This is a genomic window from Candidatus Bandiella numerosa, assembly GCF_021811875.1.
GTDB classification, from domain to species: Bacteria; Pseudomonadota; Alphaproteobacteria; order Rickettsiales; family Midichloriaceae; genus Aquirickettsia; species Aquirickettsia numerosa_A.
In genome coordinates this window covers 1-5933 of record NZ_JAJBJD010000057.1, presented here as the reverse complement: position 1 = coordinate 5933, position 5933 = coordinate 1, and the positions used below count along the sequence as shown (strand labels likewise).

The window sequence follows — 5933 nt, the reverse complement described above, 5'->3', positions numbered from 1 at the left end:
CTGATACTACCTCGCCTTTTTCTTTTTTTCTTACTATTATTTCAAAATCCATTTGATACCTGTATTGTTTTAGGTCAAAGGTTAGCACTTTTCCTATTTATACGCTATCTAATATTTATGCTTCCACCGCTCAGTAATACGATAGCATTTTTCATGTTTCTTTGCTTTTCAAGTTTTTAAATCCTATTAAATCCCCTTTTTCAAGCAATTCTAAAAAAGCTCCACCTCCAGTAGAAATATATGAAAAACAGTCTTGCAATCCCGATAGCTTAACAGCAGCTACGGCATCACCACCTCCAATAACACTTATAATATTATTTTTTTGTGTGTGATAAGCTATAGACCTTGCAATATACAAACTGCTAACAGCAAATTGTTGTTCCTCATAAAATCCTATTGGTCCATTCCATATTACAATTTTTGAATTTTTAATACTGTCACATAATTTTTGACAACTACTTGATCCAATATCTAACATGCAATCTCCAGCTAATATATCGCTTATATCTTTAATAAATAGCTTATTATTCTCATTTTTTCCCACAAAATCATTAGGAAGTATTATTTTTTCTTTATATTTTTCGTATATGTTTTTAGCATGCTCAACATAATCTACTTCATAAAACGAAGTACCTATTTCATAACCTAAAGCTTTTAGAAAGTTATTAACCATAGCTCCTGCAATAAATACCTTGTCTATTTTATTTGCTAGGTGCTCCAATATTCGAATCTTTGTTGAAATTTTTTTACCACCTATAATTAGTATCTGAGGTCTGGTGTTTTTGCTAAAGGCGTCATTTAAATTTTTCAATTCATTTACAAGCAATAAACCTGCGTACGAAGGAAGAAATTGTGTTATAGCATCAATAGACGCATGCTCTCTATGGCAACATGAAAAAGCATCATTTATATAAATATCTGCATATTGACTTAATTTTTGCCCAAATTGCATATCATTTGATTGCTCTTCTTTATAAAATCGAAGATTTTCTAGTAATATTATTTCCCCGTTTTTTAAATCATTAGCGCGAGCTATGCTATTTTCTGACAATATGTCTTTTATAAATATAACTTTAACTTTTAGATACTCTTCTAAATATGGAATCAATTTTTTTAACGACAATTCTTCTTTGTATTCTCCATTAGGTCTACCAAAGTGGCTTGCTATAATCACTTTTGCATTTTTTTGTAACAAATATTGAATTGTAGGTACTATATTGTTAATTCTAGTATCGTCCAACAAAACTTTATTATCGTCAAATGGGACATTTAAATCACATCTTAAAAAAATCTTTTTATCGTTTAAGCTAATATCAGTTATATTTTTTAAATGTACTGTATTCATATTCCATTATACCCTGAAGTCTTTAGCCATTAAATTTGCAATTTCTAGCATTCTACATGAAAATGCCCATTCATTATCATACCAAGCAACTATCCTACCAAAATTTTTATCTATAACTTTTGTTTCACCGATATCAAAAATTGCACTAGCTGTCGTATGATTAAAATCGGTTGAAACAAGTTCATCTTCAACAACCTCTACAATTCCTTTATAATTATCTTTTGAATTTTGTTTCATAGCCTCATTTATTTCCATAACAGATACATCTTTATTCGAAATAAAACTAAAATCAATCATTGAAACGTTTGGGGTTGGAACTCTTACTGCTGCACCATCTAATTTCCCTTTCAAATTAGGAAGAATTAATCCTATAGATTTTGCAGCACCTGTGGTAGTAGGAATTATTGACATGGCAGCGGCTCTAGCTCTTCTTAAATCATTATGTCCACCATCAATTATTCTCTGGTCGTTAGTGTATGAATGAATAGTAGTCATGAAGCCACTTTTTATTCCAAAGTTATCATCAAGAATTTTTGCAATAGGTGCTAAACAATTTGTTGTGCATGAACCAATTGAAATAACTTTGTCTTCTGAAGAGAGCTTGTCATGATTTACTCCTAAAATTATTGTATTATCCGCATCTTTACAAGGTGCTGATACCAAAACTTTTTTAGCTCCTTGCTCAATATGTTGCGATGATAATTCCTTACTATTAAAATTTCCAGTGCATTCTAAAACTAAATCTACATTGTAATTCTTCCAATTAATATTTTTTATATCCCTTTCCTTAATGGTTTCTACTGATTGCTCCTTTACAAAAATTTTGTTTTCTTCTATTTTCTTGATACCATTAAAAGTTCCATGTATAGAATCGTACTTCAATAAATGCAACTTAGACTGCACATTAGACTCACCAAGATTGATGGCTACTAAATTTAAATTTTCATATCTATTTTCAAAATATCTTCTAAAAACATTTTTTCCTATTCTGCCAATACCATTAATTGCAATATTAATTTTAACCATTTAATATCGTTTATTTGTTGTACGCTTGATAATTTAAATGCTAACGTCAGTTATTGCAAGCATACATTTGATTAATTGAAGCAAAACTAATGAATCAAGCCATTTTAAATTCCATAAAAATACAAAGAAAAGCATCTGATCCCAAAAATAATGTATATCTCAGTGCCTCAGCAGGGACTGGAAAAACCAAAACACTAATAGATAGAATATTACGGTTACTTTTAGATGGTGAGCAAATTGAGAATATATTGTGCATTACATTTACCAATGTAGCTATAGGAGAAATGCTAAATAGACTAAGAGACGAATTTAAAAAATGGCACATATATAGTGATGAAGAGCTCAAAAAGCATATTAAGGATATGTTCGAAAGAGACATAGATCAATCTCAAATATTTAAGGCAAAGGAGCTATATAATACATATCTAAATAATTTTGATAAAATCAGAATACAAACTTTGCATTCATTATGCGTTGATATATTAAATCAATCACAATTTATACAAGAGGATAAATTAGAAAATCTTAAAATTATTGATGAGTACAATAGGAAAAGGTTAATCGAAATGGCACTGGAAAATGTAATAAATCTTTCAAAAACCAAACCTGAACTTCATTTCTCTATTGGTAATTTAGCAAAAAAATATGATTATTACACTTTGTTACAGCTGATTAGTGATATCATTTTTCAGAAGCAAGAAATTTACCAATTTATTAATTCGCAATATTCAATAATGGATTTAATAAATGGGCAGTATGATTTTTATAACAGTGAAAGGGCAACATGCTATGATGATTTGTTTAATAAATTTATCTCAAACACTTCGCAAAGATTTAAATCTCTAGTAGCAGAAAATAAGGATGACATAAACATGATACACTCATGGCTTAATGGAGATAGCCAGTTTAAAAATGATAATTTGACAAAATATTTTGACTGCTTCTTAACAAAAAGTCTAACTATGAGTAAAAGACTTTTTAACAAGCAATTTAGAGATAGGAATAAAGATTTAATTGAAGAATGTGAAAAAGAGCAAATCAGAATTATTGAATTTCTTGAAGAAAAATCCGCATATGAACAAGCGCAATTTATGGAATGCTTAATTATAATTTTAAATGAGACTATTCGTGAATATGAAGAGTTAAAGGGTATATTAGGATATCTAGAGTATGATGATTTAGTACTTCGAACTTTAGAAATATTAAATGAAGCGGGGGATTCAGAAATTTTATTATATTCACTTAATTTATCTTTTTCACATATCTTAATTGATGAAGCTCAGGATATAAGTAAGGCACAATGGCATTTATTACAAAAAATGATCAAAAGCACTTATAATTTTGATTCCTCAATTTTTATTGTAGGAGATTATAAGCAATCAATTTATGGGTTTCAAGGTGCTGACCCTGAATATTTTTTAACGATAAATCAATTTTATAAAACAGAGTTAAAAAACGTATCTAAGCCTTGGGAATGTTTAGAATTAAGTCATTCATTTCGTTCAAAAAAAGAAATATTGGAAGCTGTTGACAAAATTTTTAATTCTATAGATTTTGTTAATAAATTAAATCATATAGCAATAAAAAAAGGTAATGGGATAGTTAAGGTAATTGAACATTTTACTCAAACTAATAAAAAAACTAGAGAAAAAAATTGCTGGAAAATCCCTGAGAGAGATGTTGATTTTATTGATAATAAATTATCAAATACAGAAGAAATAGCAAATTTCATATTTCATTTATTAAATCAAGATCGTGCTGAGAATAAAATCATGCACAAAGACATAATGGTGTTATTTCGTAAAAGATCTGAAAAAATGAAATGCTTAGTCCAAATTTTAAAACAGAACGGTACTCCTATATCTGAAGAAAATAAAATAAATTTTAGCGATGATATTATCATTCTTGATTTGCTATCTATTATTAAATTTTTTCTATTGCCTGATGATGATTTCAATTTAATATGCCTTTTAAAATCGGCGTTTTTTAATTTTACAGAAGAGCAAATTTTTAAGATATCCTACAATAGGAATGAGCAAAATGTTTTTAGCAGATTACAAAATCTTCATCCCGAAACATCAGATTTATTGCAAGAACTTGAAGAATATTGCAAAAATCAATCGTTGTATGATTTTTATACAGACGTTTTATACAAAAATAAATTTATAAGTAATTTTTGCCAGGAATTTGGAACTAATTGCCAAGAAATAATTGATATTTTCTTAGATAAAATTTTAGAATTTGAAAAACAATCTCTTGGCGGTAAGGAAGTTTTTTTGGGGTGGCTACAATATAATTCAAATATCAATGTTGATAATAATAATTCGGAAGGTATCAAAATTATGACTGTACACGCTGCAAAAGGACTGCAAGCACCTATAATCATTTTGGCAGATGCTGGGGATTCAGAAAATATGCCAAATGAAAATTTCTTTTGGTATAATGAAAAACTCATAATACCAAATGTCAGTGAATATAAAAATAATACAATTAAGGAAATTATAAATCAGCGAAAAGTAAAATTAAAACAGGAAAGTTTAAGGCTATTATATGTTGCAATGACTCGTGCCGAAGATGAATTGTATATTTTTGGAGATAGTGGCAATAAAAAAGATAGCTGGTATAGTATTGCCAAAACTATATTAGCGGATAATTTTGTAAAATATTTTGAGCTTGGCATATCTGATCAAAAGCACTTTAAAGATGAGGGTTTAGTTTTAGAAAACTTTGAATTACCATCTTACTATAAGGAAGATTATATTGTGGAAAATATTGAGAAAAAAGAAATTGCCTCTTTGGCAAATCAACTATATTCAAATCTTCCAGTTGCAAGAGGAAACTTCATACACCAAATTTTATCTGATGCATCTAAAATTCCTACGGAAAATTTTACAAATTATATTGCAAACTTAGCGGGTAATAGCTCATTTAATTTAATACCTAAAAGGGAAATCGAAGAAATAAAATTAATTGCAAAAGATATCGTTCATAAATTTCCTGATATTTTTATAAATGAAGTATTGTCTGAAGTGAGTATAAATAATTTAGCTGCTAAAACTGACACCATTATAAAAATTGATAAGTTAATTGTGAAAGATGATAATATTGAAATTATTGAAATTAAAGCAGATAAAGCAAAAATACTCTCCAAATCTAATCTACCAGATGAGTATAGTAGGCAAATAGAGATATATAAACAATGTATTTCTCATATTTATCCTAACAAAAAAATTAGTTGTAAAATATTAAGTTTTTATCAAAAAGAGCTTATCTGCTTATAATGGCTGAAAAATATAAATTTATTGTATTTATTAATAAATACCTTATCATGGCCTTGTCATACTGAAATTTGTTCCCGTAGCTCAGCAGGATAGAGCGTTGGATTCCTAATCCAAAAGACCATTGCATAATAGGCAGAAAGAAACATATATGATAGAAGGAAGCATAAATATTAGATAGCGTATAAATAGGAAAAGTGCTAACCTTTGACCTAAAACAATACAGGTATCAAATGGATTTTGAAATAATAGTAAGAAAAAAAGAAAAAGGCGAGGTAGTATCA

General features: G+C 28.3%; 3 protein-coding genes. 1 reads left to right on the top strand and 2 read right to left on the bottom strand.

Annotated elements, in window-relative coordinates; genetic code table 11:
* Positions 1–151: 151 nt before the first annotated feature.
* Together L8D11_RS02930 and gap are read right to left on the bottom strand one after the other, a co-directional pair.
* Positions 152–1345 (bottom strand): phosphoglycerate kinase, encoded by a 1194-nt coding sequence (locus L8D11_RS02930; RefSeq protein ID WP_236870183.1) that lies wholly within the window; start codon positions 1343–1345, stop codon positions 152–154.
* 6 nt (positions 1346–1351) lie between these two features.
* Positions 1352–2371, bottom strand: a complete 1020-nt coding sequence (gap, locus tag L8D11_RS02925) for a type I glyceraldehyde-3-phosphate dehydrogenase (RefSeq protein WP_236870182.1) — start codon at positions 2369–2371, stop codon at positions 1352–1354.
* An 89-nt stretch (positions 2372–2460) separates the two neighbouring features.
* On the opposite strand from gap, the gene L8D11_RS02920 reads away from it, so the two are divergent.
* Entirely contained in the window at positions 2461–5652 is a 3192-nt protein-coding gene (locus L8D11_RS02920) for a UvrD-helicase domain-containing protein (protein ID WP_236870181.1), read from the top strand.
* Positions 5653–5933 lie beyond the last annotated feature (281 nt).

Coding starts and splice junctions, on each gene's coding strand:
- L8D11_RS02930 (WP_236870183.1), bottom strand. CDS start 1,345: ATGAATACAGTACATTTAAAAAATATAACTGATATTAGCTTAAACGAT.
- gap (WP_236870182.1), bottom strand. CDS start 2,371: ATGGTTAAAATTAATATTGCAATTAATGGTATTGGCAGAATAGGAAAA.
- L8D11_RS02920 (WP_236870181.1), top strand. CDS start 2,461: ATGAATCAAGCCATTTTAAATTCCATAAAAATACAAAGAAAAGCATCT.